The 17,036-nt window shown below is 47.8% G+C and carries 15 protein-coding genes; 14 read left to right on the top strand and 1 reads right to left on the bottom strand.

Annotated elements, in window-relative coordinates:
• Nucleotides 1-190 precede the first annotated feature (190 nt).
• The 10 genes from BLV50_RS17185 to BLV50_RS17130 all read left to right on the top strand — a co-directional run bounded on the left by BLV50_RS17185 (nucleotide 191) and on the right by BLV50_RS17130 (nucleotide 11,312).
• Nucleotides 191-535 (top strand): Na-translocating system protein MpsC family protein, encoded by a 345-nt coding sequence (locus BLV50_RS17185; RefSeq protein ID WP_024632855.1) that lies wholly within the window; start codon nucleotides 191-193, stop codon nucleotides 533-535.
• Nucleotides 536-1,012: 477 nt separating this feature from the next.
• A complete protein-coding gene (locus tag BLV50_RS17175) occupies nucleotides 1,013-2,083 on the top strand; it encodes an ABC transporter substrate-binding protein (RefSeq protein WP_063567243.1) in 1,071 nt (356 codons plus the stop codon).
• Between the two features lie 107 nt (nucleotides 2,084-2,190).
• The gene (locus BLV50_RS17170) at nucleotides 2,191-3,129 is read left to right on the top strand and encodes a nucleoside hydrolase (protein WP_090809051.1); all 939 of its coding nucleotides are present in this window, start codon (nucleotides 2,191-2,193) and stop codon (nucleotides 3,127-3,129) included.
• A 199-nt stretch (nucleotides 3,130-3,328) separates the two neighbouring features.
• Complete coding sequence (locus BLV50_RS17165; RefSeq protein ID WP_063567190.1) at nucleotides 3,329-4,147, top strand: ABC transporter permease; 819 nt, start codon at nucleotides 3,329-3,331, stop codon at nucleotides 4,145-4,147.
• Nucleotides 4,148-4,151: 4 nt separating this feature from the next.
• The gene (locus BLV50_RS17160; RefSeq protein ID WP_024632851.1) at nucleotides 4,152-4,943 is read left to right on the top strand and encodes an ABC transporter permease; all 792 of its coding nucleotides are present in this window, start codon (nucleotides 4,152-4,154) and stop codon (nucleotides 4,941-4,943) included.
• Nucleotides 4,944-4,961: 18 nt separating this feature from the next.
• Nucleotides 4,962-6,020 (top strand): ABC transporter ATP-binding protein, encoded by a 1,059-nt coding sequence (locus BLV50_RS17155; protein WP_063567191.1) that lies wholly within the window; start codon nucleotides 4,962-4,964, stop codon nucleotides 6,018-6,020.
• Nucleotides 6,021-6,140: 120 nt separating this feature from the next.
• Nucleotides 6,141-7,898: an adenine deaminase gene (locus BLV50_RS17150; RefSeq protein ID WP_090809049.1), complete on the top strand. Its 1,758-nt coding sequence runs from the start codon at nucleotides 6,141-6,143 to the stop codon at nucleotides 7,896-7,898.
• A 522-nt stretch (nucleotides 7,899-8,420) separates the two neighbouring features.
• Complete coding sequence (locus tag BLV50_RS17140; RefSeq protein WP_090809045.1) at nucleotides 8,421-9,161, top strand: HAD family hydrolase; 741 nt, start codon at nucleotides 8,421-8,423, stop codon at nucleotides 9,159-9,161.
• A 337-nt stretch (nucleotides 9,162-9,498) separates the two neighbouring features.
• Nucleotides 9,499-9,978 (top strand): Dps family protein, encoded by a 480-nt coding sequence (locus tag BLV50_RS17135; RefSeq protein ID WP_090809042.1) that lies wholly within the window; start codon nucleotides 9,499-9,501, stop codon nucleotides 9,976-9,978.
• Between the two features lie 128 nt (nucleotides 9,979-10,106).
• Nucleotides 10,107-11,312: a nitric oxide synthase oxygenase gene (locus BLV50_RS17130; protein WP_090809040.1), complete on the top strand. Its 1,206-nt coding sequence runs from the start codon at nucleotides 10,107-10,109 to the stop codon at nucleotides 11,310-11,312.
• Nucleotides 11,313-11,655: 343 nt separating this feature from the next.
• Here the strand turns inward: BLV50_RS17130 and BLV50_RS17125 are convergent, their stop codons facing one another.
• Entirely contained in the window at nucleotides 11,656-12,927 is a 1,272-nt protein-coding gene (locus BLV50_RS17125; protein WP_177031206.1) for an MFS transporter, read from the bottom strand.
• Nucleotides 12,928-13,184: 257 nt separating this feature from the next.
• Here BLV50_RS17125 and BLV50_RS17120 point away from each other — a divergent pair, with 257 nt between their 5' ends.
• The 4 genes from BLV50_RS17120 to BLV50_RS17105 are packed head-to-tail and all read left to right on the top strand — an operon-like array spanning nucleotide 13,185 to nucleotide 16,968.
• Nucleotides 13,185-14,294 (top strand): ABC transporter ATP-binding protein, encoded by a 1,110-nt coding sequence (locus BLV50_RS17120; protein ID WP_063567198.1) that lies wholly within the window; start codon nucleotides 13,185-13,187, stop codon nucleotides 14,292-14,294.
• Nucleotides 14,284-15,117 (top strand): ABC transporter permease, encoded by an 834-nt coding sequence (locus tag BLV50_RS17115; protein WP_024632841.1) that lies wholly within the window; start codon nucleotides 14,284-14,286, stop codon nucleotides 15,115-15,117. The genes BLV50_RS17120 and BLV50_RS17115 overlap by 11 nt, the downstream gene beginning before the upstream one ends.
• On the top strand, nucleotides 15,092-15,898 hold the full coding sequence (locus BLV50_RS17110; RefSeq protein WP_063567199.1) for an ABC transporter permease: 807 nt from the start codon (nucleotides 15,092-15,094) through the stop codon (nucleotides 15,896-15,898). Before BLV50_RS17115 ends, BLV50_RS17110 begins: the two co-directional genes overlap by 26 nt.
• Nucleotides 15,895-16,968: an ABC transporter substrate-binding protein gene (locus BLV50_RS17105; RefSeq protein WP_063567200.1), complete on the top strand. Its 1,074-nt coding sequence runs from the start codon at nucleotides 15,895-15,897 to the stop codon at nucleotides 16,966-16,968. The genes BLV50_RS17110 and BLV50_RS17105 overlap by 4 nt, the downstream gene beginning before the upstream one ends.
• Nucleotides 16,969-17,036: the final 68 nt, after the last annotated feature.

Here is a 17,036-nt window from a genome sequence, read left to right as displayed (position 1 = left end):
TACAGGTAACGCTAAGCGCGCTCACGGTGAATATTTACGAATTGTTTTCGCTAGTTTATACCTATCGTTCGCTTTTATGTGTTATTTGCATGTTAACTATATCTTTTGGGTTGCCTAAAATCGTAGATATATGTATAATCAATCGTGTTAACACGTCGAACGTACGGTAGTAAATGATGTGGGTGAGTTCATGGAACTGCTGGACAGCAATGAGAGCAAGAAGAAGATGTGCCAGTATTATAACGAAATTTCGAAGGAACTGTTCGGCTTTGGGACCACTCTCCTGAGAGTGACCATTGATCAGAACATTGTAACCTTCTACGCGAAGCACCGACGTTCACCGCGCTCTGACGCCCTGGAAGGGGAGGCCCCCGGCTTGAAGCTGGAAGTGGACTTCCGCATGTCTGTCTTGTATAAGAAGAAATTCAGGGAGAAGTTGGAGCAGCACATGGGTTTGCCAATCGAAGCTGTATTACGGGATTACGATGCGTCCACGCAGTGGGCCATCACGAATGTGATATTGGAACAAGCATAGGATGGATCGACAGGTTCGATGCATGCGGTGCAAACGATTCTAATTCATCATTCGGGTTCCAAACAATTTCATATGATGGCGTCTGACTTCGGATTGATTCTGAAGCAGAAACCGATGATGTACCGGCAGCGGGTGTCGCTTTCCTTTGTTTACGAAGAAAAGTGTTCTTGTTTATACAAGAATGCTTTTCTTTTTGTTTTTTTAAGTTGAACTAGCCCTAAATAACGCATGTACCCTTCGAAAATCAGAAGACCTTCCGATCGCTGTTATCTCCAGATTTCTTTTATTCCCTTTAATAAAGGTAGAAATCTTGTGATAGCTTATGTTTCCGAAGAAGCTTTCTTTCAGAAAGCTTTTAGGCGAACACTTCGTTTCTCCAGGTTCTTTCTGTTTTCTACGTGAAATGCGTTATCAAGCTAGTTCAACTTAATGGTTTGGGTTGTTAAATCACACATATCAGGGGGAATCAGGATCATGATGAAAAAGTGGATTAGCGGTTTGGCGGCAGTGGCAATGACATCGGTATTACTTGCAGGATGCGGCAGCAGCACAGAGAACGCAACAGGCGGATCAGGCAGCGGAGGCACGGCGCCAACCAAACTGGTCATCTCCACTTGGGGGTTCTCGGAAGATTTCTTCAATGAAGAAGTATTTGGTCCATTTGAAAAAGAACATAATGTAGACATTGTGCTTGAAGTGGGTAACAACGCTGAGCGTTTAAACAAAATTCGCCAAGGTACATCCAATGTGGATGTGATCTATTTGTCCGATTACTATGCACAGCAAGGTATTGATGAAGGTTTGTTTGAGAAAATCGACCGCTCTAAAATTCCGAATGTGAATGATATTTATGATATTGCCAAAGCACCGCTTGGCGAAGATTACGGCCCGGCCTATACGGTTGGACAGCTCGGAATCGCTTATAATCCAGACCTCGTTAACAAAGAAGTCACTTCATGGGCAGATCTGTGGGACCCGGCGTTTGCGGGTAACCTGACCATTCCGAATATTACGGCAACAGCAGGCCCAATGGTATTGGATGCAGCTTCCCGTGTAGCCGGAAACGAAACGTTTAATGAAGATGCAGCATTTGCGGAACTGAAAAAATTAAGCAGCAACGTTGTTAAATTCTACACGCAAACTTCCGAATTCGTGAACATGTTCTCCCAAGAAGAGATTGCGGGCGGACCGATTATGGAAATGTACTTCAAAGACCTGAAAGCGGCAGTTCCAAATGCGAAGTTTGTTACACCTAGCGAAGGTGCATATGCAGTCATGAATACGATCAATGTCGTGAAAGGCAGTAAGAACAAAGAACTCGCTGAAGAATTCATCAACTGGCAGTTGAGCCAGGATGTACAAACCAAATCCGCCAAAGCTAAAGTGGACTCCCCGGTAAATACGAAGGTTGAATTGAATGCCGAAGAAGCTGAAGGCGTAACATATGGTGCGGACGTAGTTGGCAAGCTGAACAAGCTGGATATGGAATTTGTGAATCAACAGGCTAAAGCATGGACAGATCGTTGGAACCGCGAGATTGCACAATAAGCATAATTAGCGTTAGAACGATAAGGTTTAGAGACAGGTATAGATTGTGCTCGACAAACAAAAATTTGCAGCAAGCAATCATTGAACGACAAAGGAGTTGGGAATGTATGAGTGAAACAGGAAATCGCATCATTCTGGATGTGGATACCGGTATTGATGACGCGCTGGCCATCTTGCTGGCCGTCAAGAGTCGGAAGCTGGACATTCTCGGAATTACCACGGTCTGTGGGAATGTATCGCTCCAGCAGGCAACGGATAATACATGCAAAATTCTCGAGCTGGTGGGAGCACCCTCCATTCCGGTCCTTGCCGGAGCGGCTGGGCCACTCACACGCAAGTCTCACTATGAGCACCGGGTACATGGGCAAGACGGATTGGGTGGTGCGCTGCCCGATCCGGCCGTGTCCAAGCAGGCTGATGAAGGTTTTGCCCCGGAATTTATCGTTGAACAAGCGAAGTTGTATCCAGGCGAACTAACATTGATTATGACTGCGCCGTTAACGAATCTGGCGCTTGCGTTAATGAAGTGTCCTGAACTACCTACATTATTGAAGGAAGTCATCTTCATGGGTGGCGTCGTTCGTGGACATGGCAATGTTACACCTACTGCGGAGTACAACACGTACGCCGATCCCGAAGCCGCACGCATTGTATTGCATGCAGGTTTCGAGAAGCTTACGCAGGTGGGCTTGGATGTTACCCGCCAAACGCTGCTGAATGAAAAAGCCATCGGACGATTAACTGATCCGGTGTTGCGCGATTACGTGACACAGAGCACGGAGATTTACATCAAGCGGTATGAAGAAATGAACGGCATACGCGCCTGTGCCCTGCATGATCCACTGGCCGTTGGTGTCGCTCTTGCCCCGGAACTGGTTGGACGCAAATCGTATTACGTTGATGTAGAGACGGCCAGCCGTTTGTGCGATGGTCAAATGGTATGTGACTTCCAAAACCGTTTGGGTGAACAGCCTAACACATTGGTATGCGAAACGGTAGATGCCGAAGCATTTCTTGAGTTGTTTATTAATGCGTTAAATTCTTAATTGCTCGACCCAATAAGATATTTATACGATTGCGGAGAGTGCAGAACCGATCTGGAGAAGCGAAGCGTTCCCCTTTATCCCCCGATTTTCTCCATTGAAAAGGAATCAGAAAAATCGGGGGATAACAGGGATCGAAGGACGGTACTGCAATCGGAGTATCCGAGTATAAATCTCTAATTCTTATGTCAGGAGTACCGCGATGAAGAAATCAGTATACTGGCTATTGCTGCCGGGATTTGTGTTTTTGGCGGCATTTATGATCATTCCGATTGTCCTGACGATCGGATCGACGTTTTTTCAAGAAAACTCCTTCACGTTTGAAGGATACATGCATTTTTTCAGAGACCCTTACTTTTTGAAAATATTGCTTACGACGCTGCAGGTCAGCGTGGTCACCACCATCGTCTGCGTGGTGCTCGGATTCCCGACAGCTTATTATATTTCACAGAAAGCGCCGCGTCGCAAAGGAATTCTGCTCGCGCTGGCAATCTTCCCGCTGCTTACGAGCCCGGTTGTGCGCTCGTTTAGCTGGATGATTATTCTGGGACGCAAAGGGCTGATTAACAACGCCCTTGTTGGGCTTGGTATCGTGGACAAGCCGCTGGATATTCTTTATACGCCGGCAGCCATGATGATTGGTTTGACCCATCTGTTCCTGCCACTTATGATCATTTCCCTGGTCGGTGTGCTTGAGAACATCGATGGTGATCTGCTCAAGGCAGCACAGAGTTTGGGTGCATCCCGCTTCACGGCATTTCGCCGGGTGGTGTTCCCGCTGGCTGTGCCAGGGCTCGTTATCGGAGCCGTACTTGTTTTTGTCGGAAGCCTGACGGCTTATACAACGCCTGCACTATTGGGAGGCAAACAGCGTGTAATTGCGACGTTCCTCTATCAGAACGCCATGACCCTGAACGACTGGTATCTGGCCTCGGTCGTTGCTGCGATTATGATTGTCATTACGTTTGTCGTGGTCGGTGTCATGAACAAAATGGCCAAAACTTTAAATCCGAAGGGGTAGACATATGCGGGAGAAACATATCGGGCTGGGCCTGTTCAGTCTGCTGGTCTTTATCTTTCTGCTGGGCCCGCTTCTGATCATCTCGGTGACTTCGTTTGAACCGGGGACGGTACTCAAATTTCCGCCGGAGGGCTTTTCCCTCCGCTGGTACGAGAATATTTTCAACACAGGCGGTTTCCTCCGCACGTTCCAGACGTCCATCATCATTTCCCTGCTGGGGAATTTGCTGGCGCTGTTGCTCGGGGTTCCAGCTGCGTACGCACTTAGTCGTTATGATTTCAAAGGCAAGTCCGTGCTGAATGCATTGTTCCTGTCTCCGGTACTCATTCCGGGAATTGTGCTTGGTTTTACATTGATGAAATACCTGATCGTAATCTATCATCTGCCGATGTATCTGGGTCTGCTGATCGGTCACACGATTATTATGCTTCCATTTATCATTCGCGTTATCGCATCGAGTCTGTCGAGCTTTGACTTTGCAGTAGAAGAAGCAGCCCTGAGTCTCGGCGCAGGACGGGTTAGAACGTTCTTCCAGATCGTGCTGCCCAACATTCGCTCAGGAATTCTCGCGGCGGTGCTGATTGCCTTTCTGGAGTCGTTCAACAACGTGGACATTTCCGTGTTTATGACCGGACCAGGTGTAAGCACATTGCCAATTCAGATGCTGACCTATGTAGAAAATTATTTTGACCCAACCATTGCAGCCATTTCCGTGCTTTTGATGGTATTAACTGGACTTTTAATGTTCGTGATCGAACGGATCATGGGCGGATTCTCATACTTTACTAAACGTTAATTGGAGGCGCAGAACGCTATGGCATTGCTGACATTGGATCGCGTATCGGTGGCTTACGATAACCAGACGATCCTGAAGGATTTTCAATTGGAGCTGGAAAAAGGTAAGCTGCTCTCCCTGCTCGGACCGAGCGGTTGCGGCAAAACAACTACGCTGCGCCTCATCGCCGGATTCCTGGAAGCAACACAGGGCAAGTTTATGTTCGGCGGCAAGGATTATACGAAGGTTCCGGTAAACAAGCGGAATTTCGGATTTGTATTTCAGAGTTATGCGCTGTTCCCGCATCTGTCTGTCTATGACAACGTGGCCTTCGGCCTGCGGATGCGCAAGGTAAAAGACAAGGATATTTCTTCACGCGTAATGCGCATCCTTGAAGTGGTGAACCTGAACGGCTTCGAGAAACGCTTCCCGCAGGAACTGTCCGGTGGACAGCGTCAGCGTGTGGCGATTGCCCGCGCACTCGTCATTGAACCGGATTTGCTGTTGTTTGATGAACCGCTCAGTAACCTGGATGCCAACCTGCGGCTGAATATGCGGGTGGAGATCCGCCGGATTCAGCAGGAACTGGGCATTACGACGCTTTATGTCTCTCATGATCAGGAGGAGTGCTTCTCCATCTCGGATCAGGTAGCGATTATGAACAAAGGCGTTGTCGAGCAGCTCGACCGCCCGGAGACGATTTTTAAATACCCGGCCACAGAATTTGTAGCCCAATTTATCGGCTTCCACAATTTTATTGAATTCGCAGAGCGCAGTGATGCAGGAGAGGTGATCACGCTGAAAGCGGGTGGTCGTTTGTTCACGGCAACAGCGCATCCCGGAACAGCACGTCCCGGTGCACGCAAAGGTGCGATTCGTCCGGATGATCTGATGGTTAGCGGAGATACCTCTGGGGACATGGCAAATGCTTTGCCAGGGATTATCAAAGTAAGCACGTATCTTGGACGCAGTTATCAGTACGTCATTGAGACAGAACTTGGCGACTTCACAGCCAATCAGGAGATGGAGACACCTTATCTCAGCGGACAGCGGGTTAATCTGATTTTCCCGCAGGATAAACTTGTCCTTGTGGAATAGCCGCAGGAAGCAGAAGCAGCAAAAGAGGCATTTTATCGGCTGACTCCAGAGCAATATAGCTAGTTGTAACTGCTGCTCTGGATCGCTGTAAGATGCTCATGAAGAAGGAGATTATGCCCCATGCGTGCAGATCAACTAATTAAGAATGTACATGTGTATAACAGTTATTATAAACGATTCGAAATGAACAACGTGGCTGTACTGGACGGTAGATTTATGTATGTTGGTCCAGTCGGCCCGGAGATGATTGAAGCTGATGAAGTGATTGATGCACGTGGACGTTACATGATTCCGGGCCTTATTGATATTCATCTGCACATTGAGAGTACAATGGTGACACCAGCAACCTTTTCCCATGGCCTGATCCGCTGCGGAGTAACGTCCATTGTGGCGGAACCGCATGAGATGGCGAATGTGTTTGGGCTGGAAGGTGTGCAGGAGATGATGTCGGCAAGTCGTGAGACAACAGTGGACATGTTCTACGCTATCCCAAGCTCCGTTCCGGCGACACCGATGGAAACAACAGGTGGTTCAATCGAAATCGAAGACATGGATGTGCTGCTCGCTACTGGAGAGATCATCTGTCTCGGTGAGATCATGAACTATGTGGACGTCATCCGTGATCCGGAATGCAAGACCAATCAGATTCTTCAGCATATTCGCAAAAACTATCCAGATCTTGTGATCGAAGGTCATACACCGAAATTGCTTGGGCTGGATCTGCACCGACTGATCTATGCGGGCATCGATTCTGATCATACGCATCAGAGCATTGAGGGCTTGCAGGCGCGAATTGCGGCAGGTATGTTCATTGAAATTCAGGAAAAATCGATGACGCCAGAAGTCATGGAATACCTGATTCAGCATGATGTCGCTCAGCATTTCTGCTTCGTAACAGACGATGTTATGCCAGATTCGCTAGTGGAACGAGGACATCTGGATCATATCGTGCGTAAAGCCATTCGGATGGGGATGCGCCCCGAAGATGCGATTTACGCTGCAACCTCAACCCCTGCATCCCGGATGAAAATGACCGATCGCGGTAGCATTGCCCCAGGCAAAGTGGCGGACTATGTGCTGCTGTCCAACTTAGATACACTTGCAGTAGAGCAGGTATACAAAAATGGCCGTAAAGCTTATGACGACTACGAACCGTACAAGCAGGACCGAATTAGTGGACAGTTCCCGCCTCACTTTTACCAAAGCGTGCAATTGGATCTGCTGGGAGCCGAGGATTTTGCAATCCGTTTGTCTGATCCGAAGGTGAACGGGCAAAGTCAAGCATCTGACTCAGACACGCAGTTATCTGAAAATGGTTTAAACAACTGCCGGGTTATGATGGTGAAGGATGGTTCAACCTTTGTGGAAGAACATATCGCACAGGTTCAGGCTGCTAATGGTGAACTTCTCTGGGAAGAGAGTGGATATGGACAGATTGCGACCTTTGAACGTTATGGTGTGAACGGTAACCGAGCACATGGTTTGATTGGTGGAGACACGATCAAGCGTGGTGCCATTGCAACAACATATTCACATGATAACCACAACCTATTGGTCGTAGGACGTAATCGTGAAGATATGATATTGGCAGCTAACACAGTGATTTCGAGCCAAGGTGGGTTCTGTGTGGTGGAAGACGGGAAAGTGTTGTCCCATCTCGAACTTCCAGTGGGTGGTATATTGACGGAGGAACCGCTGGCTGTAGTGTCACACCAAGTGAAAGAGCTGCGTGCAGCGATGTTATCTCTTGGTTACGTGCACTATAACCCGATCATGTCCATCAGTACCCATTCCCTTGCGGTAAGTCCGGCTCTGAAGATTACGGATCACGGCCTGATTGATGTGAATGCAGGCAAGGTTGTACCGTTGATACTTTAATTGGAATACACATAATCCGTAGGTATCTCTAATTAGATGATTGATCGCGGAATACTGTAAATAAGTTAAAGTGAAGAATTAGAAAAAGGTAGGTATACTGTAGAGAAAGAATACAGTGCACTTACCTTTTTTTTTGAAGCTCATTTATGGCAATGATAACATTTATATATTCGATGTGAATTATCAATGCGTCTTCATTTTCTTGAGAGTTGCTGCATAGTACACTGATCTTATGGCACAACTGATCATAGGACCCATGAGTATTAAGTTGCTGTATGTTGGAACAGTAGTGTAACTATAATGGATATAAATTAGCACTGATGTCGAAACAACAAAAAGGAAGAGATTTAACACTAAGTTGTATACTTTTCGCTTGTGTTCTTTGGGATATAAGGAGAATGCCATATAATCTACCTCCTTGCAATATTCGTTATAGAAATATGCTAGCATTTATCAGGATTTATTTCCACATTATTGTAATTATTAATTAAATTTTATGAGATCGAATAAGGGAGATCCATCATGTTATCTAACGACAACGCCCCAAAAGCTATATTTTTCGACGTAGACGATACCTTGTATGACCACTTGCAGCCGCTTTGTGGCGCTTTACAGCAAGTTCTTGGTTTATCAGATGAGTTCCCATATGGGGAGGCATACCATCGCTTCCGTTATTATAGCGACTGGCTGTCTGCCCAAGAAGACTTGTCTGCTGTACCCGAACCGGAAGCGGTGGAACGGATGCGTCATCGCAGATTTGAGCTGACCATGGCGGAATTTGGACATCCTCTACAACCGGGGCAGGCTGAAGAACTGCAAGCACAGTATTTGAATAGACAGTTTCAGATCCAGCCCTTTGATGGAGCATATGAGCTTATTCGAAGACTTCTTGCAGAAGGTCATATGGTAGGGTTAATTACCAACGGAGAAGGAAAACATCAGCAGCGGAAGCTCGAAGCGCTGGATGTATTCAGTCTTATTCCCAAGGAACACATCTTCATATCGGGTACCCTTGGTTACGCCAAGCCGGATCGTAGATTGTTTGAGCATGTAAGCAGGCAGACGGGATCGGATTCCGGTTCCAGTTATTATATCGGCGATTCCTGGCGCAATGATGTTGTCGGTGCAGTGGATGCTGGATGGAAAGTGATCTGGTTCAACCATCGTGATGCTTTGCCAGAATCAGAGCATCAGCCTCATCACGTTGCTCGTAGTTATGAAGAGGTAAGCCGTATCCTTACATCCGAGTTGATTCAACAATAAAGCGTGCGCTATGTGCGTTGGTGCAGTCCTGATCCTCAATGAGGATTAGGGCTGTTTTTTTATATACGACGTGAGGATTGTCATTGTACATCGGTGAAAATCGAGGTATAGATACTGTGTGTAAAGATGTTTAAAAGGGTCTTCCTACCCAAGCCAAACATGAAGGCAGCTTCATGGAATCTTCATTCGAAAGAGTAGGCTAAAGTCTTCACAAAGGATAAGGGCAGTGTTATAATTAAAACAAGATTTAGATTAAGTCTAAATTAAACAAACGGAAGAAAGTTAATTTACGTTATCAAATTCAAAACTATATCGTATTCGAGAGGGGATAAATTCCATGAGCACAATCCAAACTAGAAACAATACTTTTGCAAACCATGCTACTGAACTTCAAGAGGTCCTGAACCGCCAGATCGCTGGTTGGGCTGTACTGTATACTAAATTGCACCACTTCCACTGGTATGTGAAAGGTCCTCATTTCTTCACACTGCATGCCAAATTCGAAGAGTTGTATAATTTGGCTACGGCGAATATGGACGAAGCCGCAGAACGTCTATTGGCGATTGGTGGACGTCCGGTCGCAACGATGGCTGAACAACTGCGGTTGTCACCTGTTGAGGAAGCACAGGGACAGTTGTCGGCTGAAAAAATGGTAGAAACCGTAGTTACTGATCTGCAAGCGATGGTGGGTGTAATTAACGAGGGTATTCAAGCAGCTGGCGAAGCTGAGGATAATGCAACTGAAGATATGTTGATTGGATTCACTGCTGTATTGGATAAAGAGGTCTGGATGTTAAACGCATTTCTGGGCAAATAAGCTAAGTTACCCTGCATCCTGAACAACGATATGTAGAGTCCGTGAACAAAGTGCCCGTTCGCTTACAAATCCGGTGTGCTTGCCGTATAATGATGGCATTCAAGATGTATAGATTGGTGGAGTGAATAATGCGGACAGACCTGGAAGAACTGCGGGATGAAGCTGAACGGTTTATATATAGATGTTATGAAGAGCTGGGCCATTCGCGTGAAGACGCGCAGGCCCGGCTTGTTGCAGTTTTGAACGAGATTGAGCACACAGGCACATATGTTCATACTGCGGATGAACTGGAGCATGGCTGTAAAATGGCATGGCGGAACAGCAATCGCTGCATCGGGCGGCTATTCTGGGATAAACTGCGCATCGTTGATGCACGTCATGCAGATACGGTTGGAACGGCAGCGGATGCTGTGATGACGCACATCAGAGCGGCTTCCAACAAAGGGAAGATTATTCCCATGATTACGATTCTTCCACCTGATGGACCGAAGGGAGCCCCTGTGCGAATTTGGAATCACCAGTTAATCCGTTATGCCGGATATGAGACGACGGAAGGCATTGTAGGTGATCCTGCCTCCGTTGAGCTAACGAAGACAGCAATGTCGCTTGGCTGGCTGGGGGAAGGCACGCCTTATGATGTGCTTCCATTGATTATCCAGGCTAAGGGGCAAGCTCCAGAGTGGTATCCTGTGCCCAAGGAAGACATAGTGGAAGTGAGGATCGAACACCCGGAGCGTCCTGAGATTGCTGAACTGGACATGCGCTGGTACGGTGTACCGATGATTGCCGATATGCGGCTGGAGATTGGCGGCATATCCTACCCGGTAGCACCATTCAACGGCTGGTATATGGGCACTGAGATTGGCGCACGCAATCTGGCAGATACGTTTCGGTATAATAAACTACCAGCGGTAGCGGCAGCACTTGGCTTGAATACTTCGAGTGAAACGACGTTGTGGAAGGATCGGGCTCTGGTAGAGCTGAATGTAGCGGTGCTGCATTCGTTCAAGAAAGCAGGCGTTAGCATTGTGGATCACCACACAGCGGCAGCGCAATTTGCCTTGTTTGAGCAGCGGGAAGAGAAGGCCGGGCGCGAACTGACAGGCGATTGGGTCTGGCTGATTCCGCCGGTGTCGCCGGCAACGACGCATATTTTCCACAGTTCCTATCGCAATGAGATTGTGAAACCTAACTTTTTCTATGGAGATCATTCTTACACATTGGATTCAGAGAAATCGGAAGCTGAATGGATGGACAGGGAAAAACAACAACCCGGGGGGGATCAGCAGCCTCAGACTGAGAACCCACCAATGAAATGCCCGTTTGCACACTGATGTGTGAGCGGGTTGTTTTTTTGCTGTTTTTTCATCAAAGCACGGACTCTAAAATAGGAAATAAAGCTGAATATTCTTTCTCTATATGGAAATTAATTGAACTTCTATAATGAGGATCATGACTTAATATAGGAGGCTTACCCATGCACGAAGTTTGAAGGTGATTTGAAGCCCGATGGGGTGGAAGTTCTTGAAGCAAAGTTTTACAAGCCGACGGAATTGCCTGAGAACACAGACCCTTATTTGAAAAATAAAATCGAAGAAAATGCGCTACATATAGCAACTTTATTAGGAGTAAATAAATGATTGGAGGCTGCCCACTGATGTGGGCAGTCTTGTGTGTCTACACACGTTTCGATCTGTAACGGCTGCGCATCACTGCCTGAACGGCAATGGCAGCAGCAATCAGAAGCAGATTGAACACAAACACGGTATACAGCGATCCATGCTCCACAAGCAGAGCAGCCACCAGAGGGGATACGATGGAACCGATCTCTGCCACAGAGACAATTTTGCCTATGACGGAGCTCCTACCCTCGTCCGGGATATGATCCCCGATATGAGCAAAGAACGAATCCATGTAACATGCACCGCCTACGCCACCGATCAGCATGCCCACGTAAACCAGCACATACGAAGATGTGCTCAGAAAAACGACCACTTCGATACCAATCATCAGCATGCCGAACATGCAGAGCAGCAGACGATCACCCATCCGGTCAGACAGGTAACCGGCTATCGGAGCAGCCGCGAGTGTAGAAATACCAACGACGGTAAAGGCAAGACTGATCGCAAACGGGTCCCACTGCATGATATGAGCTGCATACAATGCAAAATAAGTCAGAAACACGGCATAAGCACTCATTTCCAGGAAATGAACCGTACCGTAGCCAATCAGTTGCTGCCTCCGGGTAAGTCCGGTGGACGGTTCAGGAATGATTGGGCTAGGAGTAGCGTTTACTGGAGAAACTGTATAATCGGCAGGCGTTTGCGTTGGTTTGGCATGCGTTGGAGACTCGCTTAAGTCGTGGCCGTCCGCCACATTTTCAGATACAGGATTGGGCTTTGCTGCTGTCTTCATCCCCATTGCTGCAACCACAGCCATCAGGCAGCACACGGTAACGAGTAAAAAAGGCACCGATAAGGGCCAATGCAACGAGAGCCAGCCGCTGATGACCGGACCCAGCACCATGCCCCCGCCTTCACTGCTGCTGATGTAACCGTTGTACAGCCCCCGGTTGTCGACATTCCCCTCATCCCCGATGATGGAACGCACGACGACTGTAAGTCCGGTAGAAGCGAGCCCTTGCAGCAGCCGCAGCAGACCGAATACGAGCGCCGCAGAAGATACAGCGAAACCGCCCATACAAACAGCGAGCAGCAGCAGCATGGCAATAAGTGCCCGCTTGCCCCCAATTTTTCGATAGAGTGCCGCAGCGGGCACCCCGCCAATCACTTTACCGACATAAAAGAGTGCAAAAATAACCCCCATCATCCAGCCGGACAGGCCGAATTCCTCAATAAACAAAGGGAACAGGGGCAGGATCATGAAACCGCCCATCTGACTCAGAAAACAAATGATCATCAGCAAAGGCAGGTTACGGCGAATATCCACGAACAGGACTCCTTTCACATGACTTGATTCCGAAATCCTCATGAAATCGCTCTACTGGGATGCGTAGATATCGACATATACCCGTAATGTATGCTGTATTTGTGAGAATAAGAAGAAATAACACATGGCGTTTACATCAAAACCATTGCGGATATAGCTGAATCATATATAATAGATGGGATTTGTAATGAAGCATGCATGAAAAGAAGTGTACAGGCTCAAGGTATACCTCAAGTTTAAAGGGGGCGAAATGAAGCATGTCAGAACAACAACCGATTATCCGGTTCGACCGGGTGACCCAGCAATACGATCAGGATGAAGCCGTATTGAAGGAGGTCAGCTTCGAGATTGAGCGGGGTAAATTTTATACGCTACTCGGCCCGTCAGGCTGTGGGAAAACAACGATATTGCGCCTGATCGCCGGCTTTGCGGAGCCGACACAGGGCAGTATTTATTTTAACGGTGCACTGATTAACCAAGTGCCGGCTCACCAGCGGCAGGTGAATACCGTATTTCAGGATTATGCGTTATTTCCACATTTAAACGTATTTGAGAACGTAGCTTTTGGTTTGCGGATCAAAAAAATGAAAACCGCTGAAATTCAAGGCAAAGTGCTGGAAGCACTCAAGTTCGTCAATCTCTCTGGCTATGAAAACCGTGAAATTGGCGAGATGTCTGGCGGACAACGGCAGCGTGTCGCCATTGCGCGGGCGATTGTGAATGAACCCGAGATTTTGCTGCTGGACGAGCCGCTCTCGGCGCTCGATCTGAAACTGCGGACAGAAATGCAGTATGAACTGCGTGAGCTGCAACAGCGATTGGGCATTACGTTTATTTTTGTCACGCATGATCAGGAAGAAGCCTTGGCGATGTCAGATGAGATCTTTGTCCTGAACGGCGGCGTCATTCAACAGAGCGGAACACCGAATGATATCTATGATGAGCCGATTAACCGTTTTGTGGCGGACTTTATTGGTGAATCGAACATTGTATCCGGCAAAATGAAGCAGGATTTTGTGGTGGAATTCGCTGGCGCAGAGTACGAGTGTGTCGATCAGGGTTTGCAGCGGGACGAGCCTGTAGAGATTGTGATCCGTCCAGAGGATATGGAGATTACAACCGAGGAACAGGGCAAGATGCAGGTCAACGTGGACTCCCAGCTGTTCCGTGGGGTGCACTACGAGATATCCACATACGATGATGCGGGTAATGAGTGGCTGGTGCATTCCACGAAGAAAGCCGTCGTAGGCGCTCGTATTGGACTGTATTTTGACCCGGAAGCCATCCACGTCATGCGCTTTAACGAGACGGAAGAAGAGTTCGATAAACGTCTGGAAGCCTATCAAGAGGCCGTTCATGCAGACTAAGGCGAGTACACGCAATGCGTATCTGATTCCATATGTATTATGGATGGTGTTGTTTGTAGTTGCTCCGGTTCTGCTGGTGGTGTATTACTCGTTCTTCGATGTGGAAGGTAATTTCACGCTGGGTAACTACGCTCGGTTCTTTACACCTGTGTACATGCAGATGACCCTGAGCTCGTTCTGGTATGCATTTCTGATCACGGTGTTCTCGCTGTTGGTCTCGTATCCGACGGCGTATCTACTGACTCGTACGAAGCACAAGCAGCTGTGGCTGCTGCTTATAATTTTGCCAAGCTGGATCAATCTGTTGTTAAAAGCGTACGCCTTTATCGGCCTGTTCGGCACGTATGGCTTGACCAATTCCTTACTGGAAGTGGTGGGTATTGGCACGCAACAGATTTTGTTCACCGATTTCAGTTTTATCTTTGTCTCGGTGTACATCTTCATTCCATTCATGATCTTGCCGATCTTCAACGCGTTGGAAGAGATGAATCCTTCGCTGATCTATGCGGCCCGGGATCTTGGGGCATCGTCATGGCTGACGTTCCGCCGGGTTATCTTCCCGTTGACGCTCAGCGGAGTGAAATCCGGCTGTCAGGCCGTATTTATTCCGGCGCTATCTTTGTTCATGATTACCCGCCTTATTGCGGGGAACCGGGTAATTACGCTGGGAACAGCGATTGAGCAGCATTTTCTCGTCACCCAGGACTGGGGGATGGGTTCGACGATTGCCGTCTTTTTGATTATTGCGATGGCGATCATTATGTTCCTGACTGGATCAGGCAAGAAGGAGGTGCGTAATGGGAAGAAACGGAAAGCTGTCTAACGTCTATCTGGCCGTTGTATTCGCCATACTGTACGCACCGATTGCGTATCTGATCTTCTATTCCTTCAACAGTGGCGGGCATATGCGCGGTTTCGAAGGATTTACATTGAAATGGTACAGGGAAGTATTTGCCGATACCCGGCTGCTGATCATTGTACTGAATACGTTCATTATTGCGCTCCTGTCCTCTGCGATCTCGACGATGCTCGGTGTGGCAGGGGCACTGGCGATCTACCATGTGCGGCGCAAACGGACCAAGAATACGTTGCTGTCACTCAATAACGTGCTGATCGTTAGTCCGGATGTCATCATTGGTGCATCCTTTCTGATTCTATTCACCATGATTGGCATCAAGCTTGGATTCACTTCGGTATTGTTGTCTCATATCGCATTCAGCGTGCCGATTGTAGTAATTATGGTACTGCCAAAGCTTCAGGAGATGAGCCCGACCTTGATGGATGCGGCGCGCGATCTGGGTGCTGGATCATGGCAGATCCTAACTCGTGTCGTGCTTCCATACGTTAAACCGGGTATTTTTGCCGGATTCTTCATGGCATTGACTTACTCGCTTGATGACTTTGCGGTAACATTCTTTGTCACGGGTAACGGATACTCCACACTCTCTGTGGAGATTTATTCAAGAGCAAGGCAGGGTGTGTCATTGTCCATCAATGCGCTGTCCACGCTGCTGTTCCTGCTGACGGTGCTGCTGGTGGTTGGGTATTACTTCATTAACCGCCGTGCAGCGCGAACGCCTGCGGGAAGGGGGCTGCGTCCATGAAGCAACTGGTTCGGACATTTGCGATTGTATTTGTGGCTGCCTTTGCCTTGATGATTCTCGCTTCGTATCTGAACAAGAGTCAGGGGTATTCCGGCGGCAACACGCTGACGATTTACAACTGGGGCGATTATATCGACCCCGATTTGCTGAAGGAATTTGAACAAGAGACCGGCATCAAGGTGATCTATCAGACGTTTGATTCGAACGAAGCGATGTTAACCAAGATTGAGCAGGGCGGAACGACGTTTGATGTGGCGATTCCTTCTGAGTATGCGATTAGCAAAATGAAAGAGGAAAACCTGCTCATTCCGCTGGATCACAGCAAGCTGCCCAATCTGAGCAACATCGACTCCCGGTTCATGGACCTATCCTTTGATGAGGGCAACAAGTACTCCATCCCTTACTTCTGGGGAACGGTGGGTATTGTGTACAACCCTGAACTGGTCGATGGGTTAACGTTTGAGAGCTGGAATGATCTGTGGGACCCACGTTTGAAAAATCAAATCTTGCTGCTCGACGGTGCCCGTGAAGTCATGGGCATGGGGCTGAACAGCCTCGGGTATTCGTTGAACGATACGAACGAAGATCATCTGCAGGAAGCTTTGAAGAAACTGTCCACTCTCACGCCTAACGTCAGAGCGATTGTCGGAGACGAGATCAAAATGCTGCTGGCAAACGAGGAAGCGGCGGTAGGACTCGTATGGTCCGGTGATGCGTCAGAAATTATGGATGAGAACGACAAGCTGGATTACGTGGTTCCGGAGGAAGGTTCGAACCTTTGGTTCGATAACATGGTCATTCCGAAGACCGCGAGTAATATTGAAGGTGCTCATCAGTTTATCAACTTCATGCTGGACCCTGATCATGCGGCTCGTAATACTGAATATGTAGGGTACTCTACACCGAACGCCGAGGCATTGAAGCTGCTGCCGGAGGATATTTCGGAGGATGAACGATTCTATCCAGATGAGACACTGACGGGTAAGCTGGAAGTGTACAATAATCTGGGCAAAAAAATGCTCTCGCATTATAACGATTTGTTCCTCGAATTTAAAATGCATAGCAAATAAAAGGTATTCGAGTGAGATGTATAGTTAATAACCACCAATAGCGCGTGTACAGTTCGTTAGAATAAATA

Origin of the sequence: Paenibacillus sp. 276b, assembly GCF_900107875.1 — a bacterium.
Classification (GTDB): domain Bacteria; phylum Bacillota; class Bacilli; order Paenibacillales; family Paenibacillaceae; genus Paenibacillus; species Paenibacillus marchantiae.
The sequence above is the reverse complement of the archived record's forward strand: the minus strand, read 5'-3'. Positions and strand labels throughout refer to the sequence as shown.

Bases quoted from the DNA above. Each gene is read 5' to 3' on its own strand.
- BLV50_RS17170 (WP_090809051.1), top strand. From the start codon at position 2,191: ATGAGTGAAACAGGAAATCGCATCATTCTGGATGTGGATACCGGTATT.
- BLV50_RS17160 (WP_024632851.1), top strand. From the start codon at position 4,152: ATGCGGGAGAAACATATCGGGCTGGGCCTGTTCAGTCTGCTGGTCTTT.
- BLV50_RS17115 (WP_024632841.1), top strand. From the start codon at position 14,284: ATGCAGACTAAGGCGAGTACACGCAATGCGTATCTGATTCCATATGTA.
- BLV50_RS17135 (WP_090809042.1), top strand. From the start codon at position 9,499: ATGAGCACAATCCAAACTAGAAACAATACTTTTGCAAACCATGCTACT.
- BLV50_RS17105 (WP_063567200.1), top strand. From the start codon at position 15,895: ATGAAGCAACTGGTTCGGACATTTGCGATTGTATTTGTGGCTGCCTTT.
- BLV50_RS17175 (WP_063567243.1), top strand. From the start codon at position 1,013: ATGAAAAAGTGGATTAGCGGTTTGGCGGCAGTGGCAATGACATCGGTA.
- BLV50_RS17165 (WP_063567190.1), top strand. From the start codon at position 3,329: ATGAAGAAATCAGTATACTGGCTATTGCTGCCGGGATTTGTGTTTTTG.
- BLV50_RS17155 (WP_063567191.1), top strand. From the start codon at position 4,962: ATGGCATTGCTGACATTGGATCGCGTATCGGTGGCTTACGATAACCAG.
- BLV50_RS17110 (WP_063567199.1), top strand. From the start codon at position 15,092: ATGGGAAGAAACGGAAAGCTGTCTAACGTCTATCTGGCCGTTGTATTC.
- BLV50_RS17120 (WP_063567198.1), top strand. From the start codon at position 13,185: ATGTCAGAACAACAACCGATTATCCGGTTCGACCGGGTGACCCAGCAA.
- BLV50_RS17130 (WP_090809040.1), top strand. From the start codon at position 10,107: ATGCGGACAGACCTGGAAGAACTGCGGGATGAAGCTGAACGGTTTATA.
- BLV50_RS17140 (WP_090809045.1), top strand. From the start codon at position 8,421: ATGTTATCTAACGACAACGCCCCAAAAGCTATATTTTTCGACGTAGAC.
- BLV50_RS17150 (WP_090809049.1), top strand. From the start codon at position 6,141: ATGCGTGCAGATCAACTAATTAAGAATGTACATGTGTATAACAGTTAT.
- BLV50_RS17185 (WP_024632855.1), top strand. From the start codon at position 191: ATGGAACTGCTGGACAGCAATGAGAGCAAGAAGAAGATGTGCCAGTAT.